This is a genomic window from Candidatus Kaistella beijingensis, assembly GCF_020084865.1.
Taxonomy (GTDB): Bacteria; Bacteroidota; Bacteroidia; order Flavobacteriales; family Weeksellaceae; genus Kaistella; species Kaistella beijingensis.
Window position 1 is genome coordinate 709,080 of the sequence record NZ_CP071953.1, and the last position, 20,344, is coordinate 729,423.

Here is a 20,344-nt window from a genome sequence, read left to right on the forward strand (position 1 = left end):
CTTGAAAAACACTGCTTTTTACATTGCGACCCGCTATCTTTTGGCAAAAAAAGGTAGCACGGCGGTTACGTTTATCACGTGGCTCGCTGCTTTGGCGATGATGGTTGCTGTGACGGCGATGTTTATCATTATTTCAGTGTTTTCGGGATTGGAGGATTTGAATCAAGATTTAATCGCCAATCTACACTCTGATTTAACCATAAAAAGTAAGCAGGGGAAAACTCTTCCCGACATCGATAAAGCAGTAAAGATTTTAGGTTCCAATCCGCAAATCGACCATTTTTCTAAAGTTATTGAGGAGAAAGTTTATGTAAAATACATGGAGAACGGCGACATCGCGAATTTGCGCAGTGTTGATTCGGCTTATATTTTCGTAAACCCTATCGATAAAAGTATTTTTTACGGTGCTTACCCAAGCTTTAAGTACTCAAACGAGATTTTAATTGAAAATAAACTAGACAATCGCCTCTCAATTCCCGTCGGAACAGAAACGCAAACTTCCGCCACATTGATGATGCCCAAACCGGGAACCGGGCTTATTAGCAAGGAGGAAGACATTTTTAACAGTAAAGAGGTTTTTGCCTCTGGAGTTTTCCCCGGCAACGAACAGCTCGACAATACCATAATTTCACCACTCGAGTTAGCGCAGCAACTTTTGAATCTACCAAAAAATTCGGCTTACCAAATTGTCATCAAGCTAAAAAATCCGGATAATGCTGATCTGGTTAAAGCTGATTTGCAGAACCTTCTGGGCAGTAAATATGAACTGAAGACCAAATCTGAAGAAAACGCCGCTTTCTGGAAAATGATTAATACCGAAAAACTGTTTATTTACATGATTTTTGCGTTGGTTATTTTTATCACTACGTTCAATTTGGCAGGAGCAATCATTATTCTACAGCTCGATAAAAAAGAACAAGCCAGATCATTGATTTCACTAGGAATGAATTTAAAATCTCTTCGCAATATTTATTTCTATACCGGTATTTTAATTGTGCTCTTCGGAATTGTTTGCGGGCTTTTCTTGGGAACTGTTGTAAGTTATCTTCAGATACAGACCGGTTTTTTTAAAGCCGGAGCCAATACGGATCTTGCTTTTCCTGTAAGAATTCGGCTAATTAACTACTTCATTGTTGCCGCAACGGCTGCTGTTTTCGGGCTGTCTATATCATGGATCTTCAGTAAAATCAATAAGTCTTATTTCAAAAACATTTAAGAATTTTTTAATTAAAGCCATTGATTTTTAAGGTTATTTTATTGCTAACTTTGTGCTTTAAAATATTCTTTAAAAATGAAAAAAATTTACACTTTCATACTTTCAGCATTTGTGGTGGCATTCAGTTTTGCCCAAATTCCGGCAGGATATTATAACGGAACCGAAACTTTAACGGGATACGCGCTTAAAACAAAACTCAACACCATTATTTCAAACGGAGCATTGGATTTGGGCTACGGAAGCGGAACCGGAGGTTTATGGACGACTTATTTCACTTCTGATCGCGACTATTATTATGAAAACAACGGAACCTTGCTCGACATGTATTCCGAAAAACCGGCCGGTCCAGACGCTTATGAATACAAACTCGGACAAGTTTCAGCAGGTGGAAACCAATGCGGAAACGGCCTAAATCAGGAAAACTCGTGTTATAACCGTGAACACTCTCTACCTAAAACTTATTTCGGTGGACAAACTGCAACTCCCATGGCGAATGATGCTCACTTTGTAATCCCAACCGATTACTACGTGAACAATCAGCGCGGAAGTTATCCTTACGGAGAAACCACTTCGCCAAGCTGGACTTCGACAAATGGTACTAAAGTGGGATCTTCAAGCTTTCCTGGTTACAGCGGGACGATTTTCGAGCCGATTAATGAATTTAAAGGTGATTTGGCAAGGATGCAGTTGTTTTTCATCACAAGATACGAAGACAAACTAGCCTCTTTCCAGCAATTTCAAACTGCTTCAAGTCCTTTGGATGGATCTACAGATCGTGGTTTCAAACAATGGTACATTAATTTGATGTTGAAATGGGCGGCTCAAGATCCTGTTTCTCAAAAAGAAATCGACCGGAACAATGCAGTTTACGCAAGACAAAAAAACAGAAATCCATTTATCGATCATCCAGAATGGGTGAATATGATCTGGACTTCTACCCTTTCTTCTTCTGAAACTGCAAGTCTTGACAAAACACTTTCGATCTATCCCAATCCAGTGAGAAACGGTGAATTTCATCTTTCAGGTTATGGGTTAGACAAAATTTCTTCTGTACAAATCTTTGCAATAGATGGTAAACTTGTTCAGACCGTAAATCAGAACTTGAAGAATTCAAATAAAATCATTTTGAAAAATGCTGAAAAAGGGATCTACTTCCTAAAAGCAAATAATCAATCCATCAAATTTATTGTGGAATAAAATTTTGATCATAAAAAATTAACGCTGTTGCTTTTGCGACAGCTTTTTTATATTTAAACGCCTTATCTCTACTGACAATTTAAAATTCCAACCCTAAAATCGCAAAATCATTAATTATTTTAATCTGCTGATTTTTAACATCATGCGCTTGCTTATTTCAAAAATGTTAAAAAAATAAATTTCATTTTTTGGATGGGTTTTTTCGCTACCTTTGCCGTCCAAATTTATTTTAAAGAATGAAAAAACTCACAACATTTTTGCTAGGTTTCCTATTCTCATTTGCTTTAGCGCAAGCTCCCGCAGGTTATTATAACGGAACTGAAGGATTAACAGGAGCTGCATTAAAGACAAAACTTAGCCAAATTATTACAGCAGGTGCAATTGACAACGGTTACGATGGATTGTACAACGGTTATCCAACGACCGACACCGATCATTATTATGAAAACGACGGTTCGGTTCTGGATATGTATTCGGAAAATCCTAGTGGAACAGATCCTTATACATACAGACACGGCATAAAAAAATGTGGTAATTATAGCGCTGAAGGCGATTGCTACAATAGGGAACACGTTGTTCCGCAAAGTTTCTTTAATTCTGCACGTCCCATGGTTTCCGACATTCACTTCATTCGTCCCACCGATGGTAAAGTAAACGGAATGAGGAGCAACTATCCTTTCGGAGCAGTTGCAAACCCTGCATTTACTTCCAAAAACGGCACTAAAGTAGGACCAAGTGTTTCCACAGGTTACAGCGGAACAGTTTGTGAACCAATCAACGAATTCAAAGGGGACATTGCAAGGATGATTTTCTATTTTGTGACAAGATATGAATCAAAACTTTCAGGTTTTTCAACCGGCGGAATGTTGGGTGGCTCTGCTTTTCCGGGACTTCAGACTTGGGAAAGAGATGTACTTTTGGCTTGGTCTGCACAAGATCCGGTTTCACCTTCAGAAATTGAAAGAAACAACGCTTCATACGTTTTCCAAAAAAACAGAAACCCTTTTATTGATCATCCAGAATGGGTAAATGCAATTTGGGGAACTGTTGTTACGGATACGCAGGCTCCTACAGCTCCGACAAATTTGGCAGTTGCTTCTACTTCTACAGCATCTGTTAATTTAACCTGGACGGCTTCAACAGACAATATCGCGGTTTCTTCCTACAAAATCTACGTGGATGGAGTTTACAAAGCGAGTTCAAGCACCAATTCTGCAACAGTTTCAGGCTTAATGCAAGGAACAACTTACAACTTCTACGTTGTTGCGACAGACGCAGCAGGAAATGAGTCACCGCAAAGCAATACGGCAACTGGAACGACTTTAACCGATACAGTTGCTCCAACTGCACCAACAAACTTGGCGGTAACTTCTGTGGGAACAAACAACATCGCAGTACAGTGGAATGCAGCAACTGATAATATTGGTGTCGCTGCTTATGATGTTTACGTTAACGGAACTTTGATGGGAACTACAAACACCACATCAACTAATATTGCTAACCTAAATCCAACCACAACTTACACCATTTATGTAGTTGCTAAAGACGCTGTAGGAAACGTTTCGCCACAAAGTAACACGGTTTCTGCAACAACGCTTGCTGTTGGAACAACTTGTGGAAATGAAAACTTCGACAGTCTTGTCGTAGTTGCAAACCAATATTCAACTTACAATTGGGTAAGCAACGGAGTTTCTTGGACTTCAGAAGATTCAAGAACTGATGAAACAATCAATGGAAAAGCATTGACTATTAGAAACGGATCTTTAACAGCGCTTTCGGTTCCAAACGGAATTGGCGATTTGAAAGTTACCCTCCAATTGAAATATTCAGGAAGTGCAGGAACCTTGAAAATTTTTGTTAATGATATTGATACCGGAAAAACCATTCCTTACGGAGCTACTGGTTCTGCTCCAATAACCACCACTATTACAGGAATTAATGTTGCAGGAACGGTGGAAATTAGATTACAACAAAATGGAGCTACAAGCAACAGAGTTGCAATAGACGATCTTTCTTGGACTTGCTACGTTCCACAAGCGGCGGTGAATGAAAGTGCGGCAAACAAAAACGCAATCTCAGTTTTCCCTAATCCTGTGAAAAATGGCGAATTGAATGTTTCAGGAAAAGATTTGAACAAAGTAGATGCTGCACATATCTTTGATTTCAGCGGAAAATTGGTTCAAACTATTGCTCAACCTTTCAAAAATTCAAACAAAATCGCTTTGAAAAACTTGCCAAAAGGTGTTTATATTTTGAAGGCAGGAACTTCAACAGCGAAATTCATTGTTGAGTAATTTTTGTAAGATTAAATAAATCATGATAAAGACTGCTTTTTTAGCGGTCTTTTTGTTTTTAATGATTCTTAAAGCCTGCTTAAAATTCATCAAAATTAATTTGCCAATCCGTAAAGGGTAATTTTGATGAGTTTTTTAGAGAAATTTTCCTCCCTTTAGGGGTCGGGGAAAAGAAAGTTTAGGCTTTAAAACAAATTTAAACAGGCCATTAAAGTTTTCCCAAAATATTTTTACACACCATTCAATTTTTTTGATAACTTTAAACCCGTTAAATAAAAAAAAGAAATATGAAAATTATCAAAACCATCTTGAGTGTCGCAATGATATCAACTTCATCTGTTTACGTTTACGGACAAACTGCAGATGAGATTGTAAACAAATACCTAGAAACTGTTGATCCTGGTAAAAAACTAGGCAAACTGGAAGCAGTGAAAATGGAAATGACGGCAAAATCGCAAGGAATGGAAATTCCTGTAACCATGTTCAATGCAAAAAATGGCGAAATGCTGTTGAAGCTGAACTTCCAAGGAAAGGAAATTACACAAATGGCTTTTGACGGGAAAGATATGTGGTCCACCAATTTCATGACCATGAAGCCCGAAAAAGCTGATGCGGAAACTACCGAAAACATGAAGCAAAATGTAGATTTTCCCGATGGATTCCTAAATTATAAAGCCAAAGGATATAAAGTGGAATACCTGGGTAAAGAAACCAAAGACGGTACGGAAACCTTCAAAATAAGATTAACCAAAAAACCAATCAAAGTTGAAGGAAAACCTCAGGAAAATTTCTCTTTCTATTATTTTGACACAGACAGCTATTTACCAATTGTTACTGAATCAGAAATTCATTCAGGTCCAATGAAAGGACAGAAATCTGTTTCGAAAATGAGCGACTATCAAGAAGTAGATGGAATTTATTTCCCGTTTTCAATGCAAATGATGGGTCAGGAAATTAAGGTGAACAAAGTTACTTTAAACCCAACCATCGACAAGGTTATGTTCGCATTTCCTGCACCATAATCTTTTGATCAAAATCTTAATGCCATAGCTTTTGCTGTGGCTTTTTTTTAAACTAAAACTTAAAGTAATGAGAATCATAAAACTTTCTTTAGCATTGATGTTGGCGCTTCCAGTCTCCTATTTTTCACAAGAAAACTCAGGTATCACCTTGAAAGGAAAAGAATTGTTCGGCGACATTAAGGCACGACATATCGGTCCCGCTTTGATGAGTGGTAGAATTGCAGACCTCGAAATGCACCCAACCAACAATAAAGTCATGTACGTCGGAACTGCAGGAGGCGGCGTTTGGAAATCTACAAACGGTGGCGCCTCATTTACTCCCATTTTTGATGAAGACAATATTCAATCCATCGGAACCATTGCAATTGACCCTTCAAAACCAGACCAAAATATTTGGGTAGGAACGGGTGAAACCTGGGTAAGAAACAGTGTTTCAGTAGGTGATGGAATTTATAAATCAGTGGACGGTGGTCAAACCTGGAAAAATATGGGATTGGAAAAATCCGACCGAATTTCCTCGATCATCGTCAATCCAAAAAACAGCGACGAAGTTTGGGTAGGCGTTTTAGGTTCACTTTGGTCGGACAGTGATGAACGCGGAATTTATAAAACAAACGATGGCGGAACAACTTGGCAAAAAGTTTTCGGTGTTGACAATAAAACGGGATGCTCGGATTTAATTATCGATCCGAAAAATCCTAGTACCATGTATGCAAGTTTTTGGGAATTTCGTAGATCTCCATGGTCTTTCAGTTCCGGTGGCGAAAAATCAGCATTATACAAATCCACGGATGGCGGAAAAACGTGGAACAAAATCCATAACGGTTTTCCGGGAGGAAAGTTGGGCAGAATCGCAATTGCAGTTGCTCCTTCCAATTCCAATATCCTCTACTCCGTTTTGGAAACTGAAAAATCTGAAACCAGCGGACTTTACCGTTCAGAAGATGGCGGAAGTTCCTGGAAACACTTGAACAGCGATTTCGGTTTGGTGGTTCGTCCTTTCTATTTTTCCAGAATTGTGGTCGACCCGAAAAATCCCGATGTGGTCGTGAAAGGCGGGCTTTTCGGCTCGATTAGTCGTGATGGCGGAAAAACTTTTAAAAATTTGGGAGCGATGCATTCCGATATTCACGATATCACTTTCGATAATTTAGACAGCGACAGAATGTACGTTGGAACAGACGGCGGAGTTTACCGTTCTTGGGACGGTGGAAACACCCTTGATATTGTTCGAAATTTACCCGTTTCACAATATTATCACGTAAGTTTAGACAACAACGAACCTTACAATATTTACGGTGGATTGCAAGACAACGGCTCTTGGTACGGTCCTTCAAAAGGCGATGGCGGAGTAGAATCGCGGCATTGGAACCGTGTTGGTTTTGGAGACGGTTTCCGTGTGGTGAAACATCCTACAAAAAACATTATTTACAGCGAAATGCAGGGAGCGGAAAATGTTTGGCGATACAATCTTGACACCAAAGAAATTGTAACGGTTCAACCATTGCCAGTAAAAGGCGACCCCAAACTTCGATTTAATTGGAACGCTCCAATTCTCACGAGTTTGCATCAACCTGACCGATTTTTTGTGGGAAGTCAGTTTTTGCACAAATCTGAAGATATGGGAAAAACCTGGACGAAAATTTCACCAGATTTAACCACAAATAATAAGGCAAAACAAAATCAGGAAAATTCTGGCGGTTTGTCTAAAGACAATTCAGGAGCGGAAAACCACTGCACGATTTTCACAGTTGCCGAATCACCGAAAAACGAAAAAATAATTTGGGCAGGAACCGATGACGGAAATGTTCAGGTTACCCAAAATGGCGGTCAAACTTGGAACAACGTTACCGCAAATATTCCAAACCTGCCAAAAAATACCTGGGTTCATCATATTGAAGCGAGCTCTTTCGCAGAAGGAACGGCTTATGCGGTTTTCGACGGACACAACACGGGAGATTATAACACTTACGTTTACAAAACCAAAGATTTCGGTAAAACTTGGACGTCGATTTCAACTCCTGATATTAAAGGATTTGCAAGAAACTTACAGGAAGATTTCAAGAATGAAGAATTGCTTTTCCTGGGAACAGAAAAAGGTCTATACATCACCATCGACGGCGGAAAAAACTGGTCGCATTTCACCAACAACATGCCGAATGTCGCGATTCATTACATTGATTTACACCCAAAAACAAACGATTTGGTGATGGCAACTCACGGTCGTGGAATTATTATTTTGGATGACATTTCGGTTTTAAGGCAAATCACACCAGAAGTTTTGGCAAAAGATGTTCACTTCTTCGATACTTCTGACGCGATGATGGAAGAAAAATCAAGCTATGGTGGAAATGCATCAGAACTTGAATTCGTGGGAGAAAACCCTTCAACCAATGCGAAAATCGTTTATTACTTAAAGAAGCGTCACGTTCTCGGAAAAATGGATTTGGAAGTTCAGGACATGAACGGAAAAAAAATCACCTCACTAAACGCTGGAAAACAAAAAGGAATCAATGTGGTCGATTGGAATTTCACCACCAAAACTCCAAAAATTGCAGCGGCAAAAACGCTTGCTTATGGAGGTTTTACGCCACTTCGAGTTTCTGCAGGAACCTATAAAATCGTGATGAACAAAGGAAAAGACGTTTACGCAAAAAATATCGTGGTGAAAAACGATCCTAAAAGTAAAATCACTTTGGAAGACAGAAAACAACAGGCGAATTTGGCTCAAACACTTTTCGACATGAACGAAAATTTAGCATACAAAGTTTACGAATTGGATGAAACCTTGAAAACTTTGGACGAGTTAGAGAAAAAAGATAGATCTTTCACTAAAATAAAAAACGATTTTCAAAAGCAAAAAGAAAAAATGGTCATCACAACTGGCGACAATTATGTTGGTTCGGCGGAACCTCTATTAAGGGAAAAGTTGGCGACGCTTTATGCTTCAATCGCTTCTCAGTTTGCTGCACCAACCAACTCGCAGCTGCAGAATTTCGAGACGGTGAAAGATTTGTACGATACTTCTTTAAAGGAACTCGAACAACTCAATTCCAAAAATAGAAAGAAGATTGAAGATAAAGCAAAATCGGAAAACATTCCATTTGTGATAAAAACTAAGGATGAGTTTATCAATGGTTAAAATTTGATAACGAACGATTTTCAAAATTCTTAAATAAATCATTTATGAAGACTGCTTTTTTAGCAGTCTTTTTTCTATTTTTGAAGAATGGAAACACCAAAAAAATTAGGAATCATCGGCAAGAACATCTCCTACTCTTTCTCTAAAAAATATTTTGAAAACAAGTTTCAGAACTTAATGCTGAAGAATTATTCGTATGACATTTTCGACTTGAACGATATTTCAGATGTTGAAGAAATATTTAAAACTCCCCATTTAATTGGTTTAAATGTTACGATTCCCTACAAGGAAAAAGTGATTCCTTATCTTGACGAATTGAGTGATGAGGCGGAAAAAATGGGTGCGGTGAATTGCATCGTCATTAATGACAACATCAAAAAGGGATTTAATACCGATGCGGTTGGATTTGAGAAGACTTTACTTTTACATAAAAAGGACTGTCATACTTCAGCTCTGATTTTAGGTGATGGTGGTGCTGCAAAAGCGGTGAAATATGTTTTTGAAAAACATGGAATTCCGTTTAAAACGGTCGCAAGAAATTCGGAACTCAATTTTGAAAATTTAACGAAAGAAATCGTGGCAGAAAATCCATTAATTATACAGTGTACTCCTGTTGGAACTTTCCCGAATGTGGAAGATTGTCTGGATTTTCCGTTTGAGGGAATCTCGGAAAAGCATCTAATCATCGACTTAATTTACAATCCTAATTACACCAAATTCATTAAGAATGCCGCAGAAAAAGGCGCAAAAACGGTGAATGGTTTCTACATGCTCGAACAGCAAGCGGAAAAAAATTGGGAAATTTGGAATTTTCAAAAAAAATAAGTTAATTTAGTGCATTGTTTACCGACAAAAAGCGAGAAAAAGTTTTGCCGTTTAATTCTAATAAAAAGTTTGCTATGATTACAGAAGATTCAGTCTCTGACCACAATGAAAAAAAACCGATTTCTGAAGAAGTTTCTCCTGAAAACCTTGCTGAAAATCCTGCAGAAACTGAAAAAGAAGTCTCCGAAACGGTTTCGGAGAAAGAAGTTTCAGTGGAGGATGTTTCAACCGAAAAAGTGGAAAACTCCCAAGAAACTCCTGCCGAAGATCCAAAACCTGAACATCAAGCCGATGTTGATACTCAAAAATCAACGGTGATTCCGCAGGAAAAGGTCCTTTCTGAAATCGATCCTAAAAAAGCAGACGACGGCGATCCACAAACAGATGAAGACAAAAAAACGCAAGCCGATGTTGATACCCAAAAATCAACCGTAGTTCCTGAAGAAAAAGTACTTTCCGAAATTGATCCTGAAAAGTCAGACGACGGAGAACCTCACGATGAACACGAAGAAGATTTGGAACCTGCGGCAAATCTCACTTTGCCCGAAGTTCTGAAAGAAATGGAAAACATCATCAATAAAGAAGATGCAGGTTCGCTTTACCGAAAATTCAATGCTTTGAAGGAACAGGCAAATCATTTTATCCATGATGAATTAGAGGATAAAAGGGCGGAATTTGTAGCGGCGGGAAACGAGTCGGAAAATTTCAAGTTTGAACATGCAGCTTTGGCGAAACTTTCGGGACTCATCAATATTTTCCGTGATAAGAACGATGAATACAATAAAAAGCAGGAAGAAAGCCACTCTAAAAATTTAGAGGAGAGACAAAATATTATCGAGAAACTTAAAAATCTATATACCAATACGGAAGCGGGAACCAATCTTTTCAAAGCCATTCGTGAAATTAAAGAAGAATGGAAAAATGCAGGTCAAGTCGCAAAATCTGAATTTAAGTTATTGAACAACAATTATTTCCACCATTTAAATCAGTTCTATCAAATGCTTGATATGAACAAGGAATACATGGAACAGGAATATGCGCACAATTTGGAGAAAAGACAACACATCATTGAAAGAGCAAAAGAATTGGAGACTGAACCTTCTGTACAAAAAGCGCTGAACGAACTTCAATATCTCCACAAACTTTGGAGAGAGGAAGCAGAACCTGTTGCAGAAGAATTCCGTGAAAAAACTTGGGAAGAATTCAAGGAACTTTCCAATAAAATTCACGAGAGAAAAACCGAACTTTCTGAACAAATCGAAAAAGAGCAAACTGAAAACCTCGAAAAGAAAAATAAAATCATCGAGGAAATCAAAAAAATTACCACTCCAGAAAAAGCTCCAAATCACGTTTATTGGCAAAACGCCATCAAAAAAATCGAGGATTTGCGAAGTGAGTTTTTAAAATTGGGAAGCGTTCCAAGAAAAGTTTCCAACCAAAACTGGAATGAATTTAAAACGCATCTGCGAAACTTCAACACCACCAAAAATGAGTTTTACAAAGGGTTGAAAAATTCGCAGCAAACCAACCTTGAGGAAAAACTTAAACTCATTCAAACCGCGAAAGACAATATGCTTTCCGAAGATTGGGAAACGATTGTTCCGCTCTTCAAAAAACTGCAGGAAGATTGGAAGAAAATCGGTCACGTTCCGAGAAGTATGACCAATAAAGTTTGGGACGATTTCCGTGAAGCCTGCAACACTTTCTTCAATAATTACCGCGAAAAAAACAATGCCGTAAACGACAATTGGAAAGAGAATTACAAAAACAAAAAGCAACTTCTTGACGAACTGAAAGAAATCGGAAACGAGGAAGGAAGCGTTGAAAAAATCGAGGAAATCAAAAACAAATGGAACGCCATTGGAAAAGTTCCACGCGAGAAATTGTCGATTAATACAGAGTTTAATAAAGCTTTGAGAGATAAACTGAAACTCAACAAAATCCACGAATATGATTTAAGGGAAGAAAACCTTTCTGAAAACCAGTTGACCGACAAAGCAAGAAAAATCAAAAATCAAATTGCCGATTTGGAAGCTGAAATCAGTAAAATGGAAAATAATGTTGGGTTCTTCAGCAATTCATCACGTGAAAATCCTTTGTTGAAAGATACTTTCGACAGAATTGACGAGAAAAAATCACAGTTGGAAAGCATGAAGCAAAGTTTGCATCAGATTCTTTCGGGCGAAAATTAATAAACAAAATCATGTTAAAAAAAATATTCTTATTGTTTCTGATTGGTTCTTTGACTTTCGTTAAAGCGCAGGAAACCGATTTACTTTCCATTCCAAATCCTGTAGAATATGATGGAACCGAGTTTTTTTTGGCACGCGCAAAGCAACGTTCAAAAACACTATTTCAACAGCAATACATTCCGAAAGATGAGCAGTTGGAAAATTTCAACCAAATCATCGATTTTTCATTCTTCAATAAGGAGATTGAGATGGAACTTGCAGTAAGACAAAAAGTAGAATCGGTTCAATCGCGAAAAGATGACAAATTTGCAAAAGTAAATGTTACTGAAAGTCCCGATGGAACTGAATATATCGTGGATTTCTATATTTCTGAAGTTCCCGAAAAAGGTGATTCTTTTATTGAATATGATATTTATCGGTTCAAAAAGTTCGATAATGGCACTCAAAAAAGTTTCCTAATGCTGAATTACGCAAAGCGAATTTATGGTGATCTAAAATCTGCCGCGAAACTTCTCGCCAAACAGCGCGACCAATTGATGACTGGTATGATTGAATACAAAATTCCCGAAATAAAAGTGTTGGCTGTAGAAACGAAAAAATAATTTTTAATTCATATTGAAACACCCGACAAAAGTTGGGTGTTTGCAATTTTTAAATTAAGAAATTGGGAGATTAGATTAAGAAATTAGTTTTGGTTGAACTTCAACTATTTCTTTTAAAATTTAAATGAAGCGTTCTTTAAAATTTCCTCATTTATTAAGCATCCGTATTTCCCTAATTTCTTAATTTCTTAATCCCCTAATTTCTTAATTCTTATTAATGTCTCACGAAATCTACATCAACCGCTGCATCGAACTAGCGCAAAATGCTTTAGGGAAAACCTATCCAAATCCCTTGGTGGGAAGCGTTATTGTTCATGATGGAAAAATTATTGGTGAAGGATTTCATGAAAAGGCGGGACAAAATCATGCCGAAATCAATGCCATCAATTCAGTGAAAAATTCTGAACTGTTGAAAGAATCCACGATTTACGTTTCGCTTGAGCCTTGTTCTCACTTTGGGAAAACGCCACCTTGCGCAAATAAAATTGTGGAAATTGGTTTTAAGAAAGTCGTTATCGGAACTTTGGATTCCCATGAAAAGGTAAATGGAAAAGGAAAGAAAATTTTGGAAAATGCAGGAATTGAAGTCATTTCAGGAGTTTTGGAAAAAGAATGTCAAGAACTGAACAAACGATTTTTTACCTTTCATCAGAAAAAAAGACCGTTTATTATCTTGAAATGGGCACAATCGAAGGACGGTTTCATGGACAAAGATTTCAAACCAACGCAAATCGGAAATCCTTTTACCAAACAATTTGTACATCATTTAAGAAGTGAGGAGCACGCGATTTTGGTGGGAACGAATACCGCTTTGCATGACAATCCAAGTTTGACGACAAGAGAAATTGTGGGGAGAAATCCTGTAAGAATTCTAATTGATTTTAATTTGAAAATTCCTGGAGATTTCAATATCTATAATGAAGAAGCGGAAACATTGGTTTTTAATTCGGTTAAAGAATCTAACGAAGAAAACACTAAATTCATTAAAATCGAAAAGGAAAATTTTCTTGAAAACTTAATGGGGAAACTTTACGAACATCAAATTCAGTCAGTAATTGTGGAAGGTGGAAATTTTACCTTACAACAATTTATTGATACCAATATTTGGGACGAAGCCATCATTATTAAAAACGAAAACCTTGTTTTGGAGAATGGAACGAAAGCTCCAATATTTGATTATGAGCCTGTAAAAGTTGAGCATTTTAGAGATAATAAAGTTGAATTCTATCAAAATCTTTTGTTTTGAAACTACATAATCATTTCCTTTTCAAATTCTTCCAAAGACATTAATTCCATTTCGCCATTTTTTAAGGCTTTATAATCTTGATGCAATTCCGCTTTCGCAGCCTCAAAACTAGCGGCTCTGTCTTCAATGATTGAAATTTCGTTTTTTGGAAAAGGATTCCAAGAATTTCATAAATTTTTCTTTGACAGACTCGGTATATTTTAAATTGATGATTTCCGTATCTATATTTTGAAGCGAATTTAGCATTTATTGTGTTACATTGAGAATCATTAAATTTGCGAAGCTAGAATTAAATGAATTTTTCCTTCCAAACCATAAAATTCCCAGTCGAAAACATCCTTCTCAAAGAAAAAGGAAGCAAATTCATCGGTTTCGCATTTCCTGTGAATAATGTAAAAGAATTAAAGAATGCTTTGGAAAAAATTCGAGAAGAACATCCAAAAGCAACCCATCATTGTTACGCTTTCCGATTAGGAATGAACGGCGAAAATTACCGAGCAAACGACGACGGCGAACCCAGCGGAAGTGCAGGTCTACCCATTTACAACCAACTTCTCGCCAATAATTTAACCAACATTTTATTAATCGTTGTTCGTTATTACGGCGGAACAAAACTTGGCGTTTCGGGTTTGGTAAAGACTTACAAAGAATCTGCAAAACTTACTTTAGACGAAGCGGAAATCATAACCAAAGAATTAGAGTCTGATTTGGAAATTGAATTCGACTTTCATCAGCAAAATATAATCTTTACTTTGCTCAATAAGTTTGACGGGAAAATTCAGGACTTTTTTACCGATGAAAAATGTAAAATCATCGCTAAAATAAAAACCTCCCAAAAAGAAAACATCTCGGAACAATTGTCCGAGATGCAAAATATTTCTTTTAAATTTATTTGAAAACAGGACAAATCGCGATTTGTCCCTACCAATTAATCTCTTCTTCCGCTCAACATCGAGGCAAAATAAATCAACTGCGCCAAAGAACCCAAAGCTGCAACCACGTAAGTTCTTGCCGCCCATTTCAGGGAATCTTGCGCTGCGTCGTGTTCGGACCTGTCGAGTGTTCCCGAAGTTTCCAACCATTTCAAAGCGCGGTTACTTGCGTCGTATTCTACCGGTAAAGTAACGAATGCGAACAATGTAGTCACTGCAAATAAAACCACACCGATTGTTAAAAGCATTTTATTTCCGCTTGAAGCCATCACCACGATTCCCGCCATTAATACAAACTGTAATAATTTAGATGAAATATTCACGATTGGAACCATTTTCGAGCGAAGTTGCAACATGGAGTAACCTACTGCATGTTGAACAGCATGTCCAACTTCGTGCGATGCAACTGCGGCTGCAGCAGCGTTTCTCTGCATATAAACTTCCTCTGAGAGATTCACGGTTTTGTTTGCAGGATTATAGTGGTCGGTCAACTGACCAGGAACCGAAATTACTTGAACATCATTGATATTGTTGTCTCTCAGCATTTTTTCGGCAATTTCTTTCCCCGACATTCCATTTCGTAATTGCACTTGCGAATAGTATGCAAATTTAGATTTCAGCCTGTTCTGAACAATCATACTGATGATAAAAATCGCACCTAAAATAAGATAATATGTCCCCATTTCTTAATAATTTTTCTTTTTAAATTCTCTTTTTAGAAGTAAATAACGTGCCAAAGTTTTGATTTATCTTTTTATCAATTATCTTTGTTTTTCCAAATAAATGAAGATGTCAAAAGTTTCCATAATTGAAGTAAAAAACGATAATGATTTAAAAAAATTCATCAAATTTCCGATGGAACTTTACAAAAATAACAAAAATTACGTTCCACCGTTAATTAATGATGAAAAAAACATTTGGAATCCGAATGAAAATGCGGCTTTGCAGTATTCGGAGGCGAAACAATTCCTTGCTTACAAAGACGGAAAAATTGTAGGCAGAATTGCGGTGATGATTAATCATAAAGAGGAGAAAGATTTGGGAATCAGCAAAGTACGTTTTGGTTGGCTTGATTTTATTGATGATGAGGAAGTTTCGAAAGCGTTAATCGATGTGGCCATTACATACGCCAAAGAAAAAAACATCAACAAAATTGAAGGACCAATGGGATTCACCAATCTTGACAAAGCAGGAATGTTGACGATGGGTTTTGACAAATTGGCAACCATGATTGGACTGTACAATTTCGAATATTATCCACAACATTTGGAAAAATTAGGTTTGGTCAAAGAAAAGGAATGGGTAGAATTTGAAATGAATTTCCCCGAAGTTCTTCCCGAAAAAGTAGAAAAATTCAGCAACTTGATTGCTCAAAAATACAAACTGAAAGTGCTCCACTTTAAAAACAAAAAGGAAATTCTGCCATTAGTTGACCCGATGTTTGATTTGTTGGACAAAACGTACAGTGCACTTTCCACTTATACTCCAATCACTGATGAACAGAAGAAAACCTATAAAGAAAAATACTTTCCATTCATCGACAAAAACTACATTATTTGTGTGGAAGATGAAAACCATCAGTTGATTTCCTTCGCAATTACAATGCCTTCTTATTCAAGAGCCTTACAGAAGGCAAAAGGAAAACTATTTCCGTTCGGATGGTGGCATTTTTTGCAGGCAGGAAAGAAAAACGACCGAGCCAATTTCTACTTAATCGGCATTCACCCCGAATATCAAAGACGTGGAGTGACTGCGATTATTTTTAAAGAAATATTTGAAAGATTCAGCAAGATGGGCATCAAATTCGCCGAAACCAACCCCGAATTGGAAGAAAATAAAAACGTGCAGCTTCTTTGGCAAGATTACAATCCTGTGAACCATAAAAGGAGAAGAACGTATTCAATGAATGTTAAGCGGGAATAGTGAATTCGCTTCGCTGTCAATCGTGAATTTTATAACTTGAAACCTGAAACTAAAAAAAAATGAAACGCCAACTCTACTTCTACATCGCAATGATTCTCGCCTTCATTGCTTACAACCAATTTTTTCAGGTGCAGGATGAGCGTTTGAATACTTTAATCAATATCCTCTTCGCTAGTTTTCTTTTCCTTTACATTGGTTATGTTGCTTACTTGGTTTTGAGGCGAATGAAGAATTCGGGGAAAAAGTAATTTATTTTTAACCGTTCTAAATTGAAAAAAAATCCCACTAACATCATATTTTCAAAGCATAAATTTCCTCTTTCAATATGAATTACTTAAATTTGCAGATTGAGAAAATTATGTAGTAATGAACTTACCTGAAAATTATTTACCGATTATCATCCAAGCTTTGGTGGCGATTGGTTTTGTGGCGGTTTCTCTGCTTGGTGCTCATTTCTTGGGACCGAGACAGAAAAATTCTACGGTTGAGAAAAACAAAAACTTCGAGTGCGGTATTGAAAGTGAAGGCGACGCGAGAACCCCGTTTTCCATCAAATATTTTCTTACGGCGATTCTTTTCGTTCTCTTCGATATTGAAATCGTATTTTTTTATCCTTATGCCGTGAATTTCCGTGAATTCGGATTGGGTGGTTTCCTTGCTGTGCTCACTTTTGTTTCCATTTTCTTTCTAGGATTTTTCTATGTTTTGAAAAGAGGAGCATTAGATTGGGACAAATAATTTTTCAAAGTTGTAAAATTTTGAATTTTGAATATTAAATTTTGAATTAAATCATGTCAGAAAATACTCCAAAAATAAATACAAACGTCGCTCCTCCGGCAGGTTTTTCGGGTGAAGGTTTCTTCGCCACGAAATTGAGCGACTTGATTGGAATGGCGCGTTCCTACTCTTTGTGGCCGCTTCCGTTCGCAACTTCTTGTTGTGGGATTGAGTTTATGGCGACAATGGGACCGAATTACGATTTGGCGCGTTTCGGTGGTGAAAGAATGAGTTTCTCGCCAAGACAAGCCGATGTTTTAATGGTTTGTGGAACGATTTCAAAAAAATTAGGACCGATTCTCAAAGAAGTTTACACCCAAATGGCGGAACCAAAATGGGTAATCGCAGTGGGTGCATGTGCTTCAAGCGGTGGAATCTTCGATACGTATTCTGTACTTCAAGGGATTGACAAAGTGATTCCTGTAGATGTTTACGTTCCCGGTTGCCCACCAAGACCTGAACAGATTTTAGAAGGATTCATGCAGGTTCAAGCGTTATCTCAAAGCGAAAGCTTAAGAAGAAGAGACCTTCCTCAATACAAAGAATTATTGGAATCGTATAACATCAATTAATTTTATGGAATTTACCAATAGTTTTGTTTTAGAAGCCCTTTCAAGAGAATTTCCAGAGTCGGTCATTTCGAGTTCGGAACCTTTTGGAATGTTGACTTTAGAAATTAAAAAGGAAGACCTCAAAAAAGTGATTCACCACATGAAAGACAGCAGTTTAAACTATGTTTTCCTTACCGATATTTGTGGAATTCACCATCCCGAACTTCCTGAAAAAGAATTGGGCGTGATTTATCATCTTCATAATTTGGTGGATAATCACAGAATCCGTTTGAAAACTTTCATGCCGAGAGAAAATGCGGAAGTTGATTCATTGACCGACCTTTATGCAGGTGCCAATTGGATGGAAAGAGAAACTTTCGATTTTTTCGGAATTAAATTTAAAGGACATCCTGATTTAAGAATAATCCTGAACGATCCTGAACTCGGTTATCACCCAATGTTAAAGGAATATCGTTTGGAAGATGGAACAAGAACCGATAAAGACGACAAAATGTTCGGAAGATAATCATGAATGATAAATGATGATTGATAAATGATCAATTATCGCTAATCAATTATCAATTATAAAAAGATGAAAGACAACGCACTCTCAAATATACTTAACCAATACGAAGCAAAGGAGCAGATCGACGGGCAACTTTATACGTTGAACTTCGGTCCGACTCACCCTGCAACGCACGGGATTTTTCAGAACATTCTGACGATGGATGGGGAAAAAATTCTTCACTCCGAGCAAACGGTTGGTTATATTCACCGCGCCTTTGAAAAAATTTCCGAAAGAAGAAATTTCACGCAAATCACGACTTTAACCGACCGAATGAATTACTGTTCTGCACCAATCAACAATCTTGGATGGCACATGACGGTTGAAAAATTATTGGGCGTTGAAGTTCCAAAACGTGTTGATTACATGCGCGTTATCATGATGGAACTAGCAAGAATTGCCGACCATTTGGTTTGTAATTCAGTAATCGGTGTTGATACAGGCGCTTTGACAGGTTTTACATGGACTTTCCAAGACAGGGAAAAAATCTACGATATGTATGAACAGGTTTGTGGCGCAAGATTGACTACAAACATGGGAAGAATTGGTGGTTTTGAAAGAGATTTCACCCCGAAATTCTACGAATTATTAAGAGCATTTTTAAAGGATTTCCCTACAAGATTCAAAGATTTCTGCAACATTTTGGAAAGAAACAGAATCTTCATGGACAGAACAATTGGAGCGGGTGCAATTTCAGCAGAACGTGCTTTGAACTACAGTTTTGCGGGACCAAATCTACGTGCAACAGGAGTTGATTACGACGTGCGTGTTGCCACCCCTTACTCTTCTTATGAGGATTTCGATTTCATCATTCCTGTAGGAACTGCGGGTGATACTTATGACCGTTTCATGGTTCGCCAAACTGAGGTTTGGGAAAGTTTAAAAATTATTCAGCAAGCTTTGGATAATCTTCCTGAAGGTCCTTTCCACGCAGATGTTCCTGAATTTTATCTCCCTGAAAAAGCAGATGTTTACACCAAAATGGAAGCTTTGATTTACCATTTCAAAATCGTGATGGGAGAAACTGAAGTTCCAAAAGGAGAGGTTTATCACGCCGTAGAAGGCGGAAACGGTGAACTAGGATTTTATTTGGTAAGCGACGGCGGAAGAAGTCCATACAGACTGCATTTTAGACGACCTTGCTTCATTTATTATCAAGCCTTCCCTGAAATGATTACAGGTTCTGTAATTTCAGATGCAGTGGTAACTTTGAGTAGTTTGAATGTGATTGCGGGAGAATTAGACGCATAAAAAAGACGTCGGATATCAGATTGCAGATATCAGACAAAAATCAAAAATAAAAATCTGACATCTGAAATCTGATGTCTGAAATCTATAGATAGAATGAGCGAAACTATTGCTTTTAAACCTGAAACATTAGAACAGGTTCATAAAATAATCGCAAGATATCCGGAAGGAAAGCAAAAATCTGCCTTGATTCCGATTTTGCATGTGGCACAGAAAGAATTCGGTGGTTGGTTGGATGTTCCGGTGATGGATTATGTTGCGGAAATTTTGAATATTAAACCAATTGAAGTGTATGAAGTAGCGACTTTCTACACCATGTTCAACATGAAACCGGTAGGGAAATATGTTTTGGAAGTGTGCAGAACAGGACCATGTTTAACGAGAGGTTCCGAAAAAATCCTTGACCACATCCGTAAGTCTTTAAATATTAAAGACGGAGAAACCACTGCAGATGGAATGTTTACCTTAAAGCCTGCAGAATGTCTTGGAGCATGTGGTTATGCACCGATGTTGCAGTTGGGTAAATTTTACCACGAAAATTTAACTACTGAAAAAGTGGATGAAATCCTTGAACTTTGCAGACAGGGCGCGGTGGATTTGGGATAAATTAAT

Annotated in this window: 18 protein-coding genes; 17 read left to right on the forward strand and 1 reads right to left on the reverse strand. The window is 37.5% G+C overall.

The genetic code is table 11. From position 1 onward, the window contains the following. Window position 1: 1 nt before the first annotated feature. The 10 genes from J4771_RS03335 (at window position 2) to J4771_RS03380 (ending at window position 14,632) form a co-directional block, all read left to right on the forward strand. Window positions 2-1,216: an ABC transporter permease gene (locus J4771_RS03335; RefSeq protein WP_224136382.1), complete on the forward strand. Its 1,215-nt coding sequence runs from the start codon at window positions 2-4 to the stop codon at window positions 1,214-1,216. Window positions 1,217-1,291: 75 nt separating this feature from the next. Beyond that, a complete protein-coding gene (locus J4771_RS03340; protein ID WP_224136384.1) occupies window positions 1,292-2,413 on the forward strand; it encodes an endonuclease in 1,122 nt (373 codons plus the stop codon). 236 nt (window positions 2,414-2,649) lie between these two features. Then, complete coding sequence (locus J4771_RS03345) at window positions 2,650-4,707, forward strand: endonuclease (protein ID WP_224136386.1); 2,058 nt, start codon at window positions 2,650-2,652, stop codon at window positions 4,705-4,707. Window positions 4,708-4,994: 287 nt separating this feature from the next. After that, window positions 4,995-5,729 carry an outer membrane lipoprotein-sorting protein gene (locus J4771_RS03350; protein ID WP_224136388.1) on the forward strand — a complete coding sequence of 245 codons (735 nt, stop codon included), beginning with the start codon at window positions 4,995-4,997 and terminating at the stop codon, window positions 5,727-5,729. 67 nt (window positions 5,730-5,796) lie between these two features. Beyond that, window positions 5,797-8,871, forward strand: a complete 3,075-nt coding sequence (locus J4771_RS03355) for a WD40/YVTN/BNR-like repeat-containing protein (RefSeq protein WP_224136390.1) — start codon at window positions 5,797-5,799, stop codon at window positions 8,869-8,871. A gap of 87 nt (window positions 8,872-8,958) precedes the next feature. Continuing rightward, a complete protein-coding gene (locus J4771_RS03360) occupies window positions 8,959-9,696 on the forward strand; it encodes a shikimate dehydrogenase family protein (RefSeq protein ID WP_224136392.1) in 738 nt (245 codons plus the stop codon). A gap of 74 nt (window positions 9,697-9,770) precedes the next feature. Then, window positions 9,771-11,888 (forward strand): DUF349 domain-containing protein, encoded by a 2,118-nt coding sequence (locus J4771_RS03365; RefSeq protein ID WP_224136394.1) that lies wholly within the window; start codon window positions 9,771-9,773, stop codon window positions 11,886-11,888. 11 nt (window positions 11,889-11,899) lie between these two features. Then, window positions 11,900-12,490 carry a hypothetical protein gene (locus J4771_RS03370; RefSeq protein ID WP_224136396.1) on the forward strand — a complete coding sequence of 197 codons (591 nt, stop codon included), beginning with the start codon at window positions 11,900-11,902 and terminating at the stop codon, window positions 12,488-12,490. Window positions 12,491-12,707: 217 nt separating this feature from the next. Continuing rightward, window positions 12,708-13,736, forward strand: coding sequence for a bifunctional diaminohydroxyphosphoribosylaminopyrimidine deaminase/5-amino-6-(5-phosphoribosylamino)uracil reductase RibD (gene ribD / locus J4771_RS03375; protein ID WP_224136398.1), 1,029 nt, complete (start codon window positions 12,708-12,710; stop codon window positions 13,734-13,736). 293 nt (window positions 13,737-14,029) lie between these two features. Further along, entirely contained in the window at window positions 14,030-14,632 is a 603-nt protein-coding gene (locus J4771_RS03380) for an IMPACT family protein (RefSeq protein WP_224136400.1), read from the forward strand. Between the two features lie 32 nt (window positions 14,633-14,664). On the opposite strand, the gene J4771_RS03385 is transcribed toward J4771_RS03380, so the two are convergent. Beyond that, window positions 14,665-15,351 (reverse strand): zinc metallopeptidase, encoded by a 687-nt coding sequence (locus tag J4771_RS03385; protein WP_224136402.1) that lies wholly within the window; start codon window positions 15,349-15,351, stop codon window positions 14,665-14,667. 106 nt (window positions 15,352-15,457) lie between these two features. Here J4771_RS03385 and J4771_RS03390 point away from each other — a divergent pair, with 106 nt between their 5' ends. From J4771_RS03390 to J4771_RS03420, 7 genes are all read left to right on the forward strand, one after another. Next, window positions 15,458-16,591: a GNAT family N-acetyltransferase gene (locus J4771_RS03390; protein ID WP_224136404.1), complete on the forward strand. Its 1,134-nt coding sequence runs from the start codon at window positions 15,458-15,460 to the stop codon at window positions 16,589-16,591. Between the two features lie 59 nt (window positions 16,592-16,650). After that, window positions 16,651-16,839 (forward strand): hypothetical protein, encoded by a 189-nt coding sequence (locus J4771_RS03395; RefSeq protein ID WP_224136406.1) that lies wholly within the window; start codon window positions 16,651-16,653, stop codon window positions 16,837-16,839. A gap of 118 nt (window positions 16,840-16,957) precedes the next feature. Next, the gene (locus J4771_RS03400) at window positions 16,958-17,329 is read left to right on the forward strand and encodes an NADH-quinone oxidoreductase subunit A (protein WP_224136408.1); all 372 of its coding nucleotides are present in this window, start codon (window positions 16,958-16,960) and stop codon (window positions 17,327-17,329) included. 53 nt (window positions 17,330-17,382) lie between these two features. Further along, window positions 17,383-17,940, forward strand: coding sequence for an NADH-quinone oxidoreductase subunit B (locus tag J4771_RS03405; protein WP_224136410.1), 558 nt, complete (start codon window positions 17,383-17,385; stop codon window positions 17,938-17,940). A gap of 4 nt (window positions 17,941-17,944) precedes the next feature. Continuing rightward, window positions 17,945-18,445 carry an NADH-quinone oxidoreductase subunit C gene (locus J4771_RS03410; RefSeq protein ID WP_224136412.1) on the forward strand — a complete coding sequence of 167 codons (501 nt, stop codon included), beginning with the start codon at window positions 17,945-17,947 and terminating at the stop codon, window positions 18,443-18,445. A gap of 66 nt (window positions 18,446-18,511) precedes the next feature. Next, window positions 18,512-19,735, forward strand: a complete 1,224-nt coding sequence (locus tag J4771_RS03415) for an NADH-quinone oxidoreductase subunit D (RefSeq protein WP_224136414.1) — start codon at window positions 18,512-18,514, stop codon at window positions 19,733-19,735. A 93-nt stretch (window positions 19,736-19,828) separates the two neighbouring features. After that, window positions 19,829-20,338, forward strand: coding sequence for an NADH-quinone oxidoreductase subunit NuoE family protein (locus tag J4771_RS03420; protein WP_224136416.1), 510 nt, complete (start codon window positions 19,829-19,831; stop codon window positions 20,336-20,338). The last annotated feature ends 6 nt before the right edge of the window (window positions 20,339-20,344 follow it).